The sequence below is a fragment of the Bartonella sp. AA78NXGY genome, assembly GCF_042197005.1.
Taxonomy (GTDB): domain Bacteria; phylum Pseudomonadota; class Alphaproteobacteria; order Rhizobiales; family Rhizobiaceae; genus Bartonella.
On record NZ_JBHIRI010000071.1, the window covers coordinates 1 to 1,059 of the forward strand.

Annotated in this window: 1 protein-coding gene; it reads right to left on the reverse strand. The window is 43.5% G+C overall.

Features of this window, described 5'->3' with window-relative positions; all coding sequences use genetic code 11:
• Window positions 1–1,016 (reverse strand): DUF3792 domain-containing protein (locus tag ACFINL_RS09675; protein WP_375651483.1); only part of this gene is annotated, 1,016 nt, incomplete at its 3' end.
• Between the last annotated feature and the right edge of the window lie 43 nt (window positions 1,017–1,059).

Here is a 1,059-nt window from a genome sequence, read left to right on the forward strand (position 1 = left end):
AGACTTCCTAAAAAGCCCCACCACCCCATATTGGAGGCTGTTTTTGTGGCTTTAGTTGCAGTGTTTTTTGCTCCCTTGATCGTATCCTCAAGATTGTCTGAGAGTGTTTCTGCCCGTTCTTCAAGGACTTTGATGGCTTTTTCGGTCTTTTCCTCTGCGCTTTGATAGAGTTGAACAGCATGGTTGGCTGCTGTTTGTGCATCCGAACGGGACATGCCATCTTTTATGAGCGCGTTGATGATATCACTTCGATCAAATTTTGTCGTGAGATCTTCTACACGATCAGACAGGCGCTCACCAAGATTTTTTAAAGTGGTGCGATAGTAAGAAGGATCATTTTTGAAAGCTGTTATCGCAGAACCAATATCATTGAGTGCAGCTTGATAGGTTTGTTTCAAGCGATCAGGGTTGAGAGCAGGAATGTCGCTTTTATTGAGAAGGGTGCGCAATTCACTCGAAAGTTGGTCAAAATTGATGCCATTGTCACTATTTTTTGCGAAAAACTTTTCAAGACTTTCACTGTTTAAGTTTGCAAGTATAGGGGAAATATTGTTTTTTAGGCTGTCTACGGTTTGTTGGACCATGGAGCTGTTTTCGAGAGCCGTTTTAGCTCCTATCTTTGCTGTACTAGAAACCACGTGGATGGCTTGGAGGGTCATCAGCAATGTTATGAGAGCCCAAGTGAGAAAGCCATGAAGAATCCCTGAGGTTTCAGCAAAACGTCCAGCGACAAAGCCTCCCAAGGCTAGGCTAATCAGTGTAACGATAACAGAACCCACGCCAAAGGAGAGGAAAGAGCCTTCAAATGGGGTTGAAGAAGTGAAATCCATTTGGCTTAAGCCTAAAGCTGCAACCAGAAAAGAGAGGCAGATTGAGGTGGCAAGAGCCGTCACCAGTCCCGCAAAGATTGCGGACCATGAAATGGGTGTGTGAAAGAGTGAATATTTTTCTTCTAGAGATGTTTCTCCTAGAAAATTCGTCTCAAATGGTGTGTTTTCAGGAATGCGAGTTTCCATGTTTTATCTCCTTGAATATGCTGGAGATACAATGCCTTTTTGC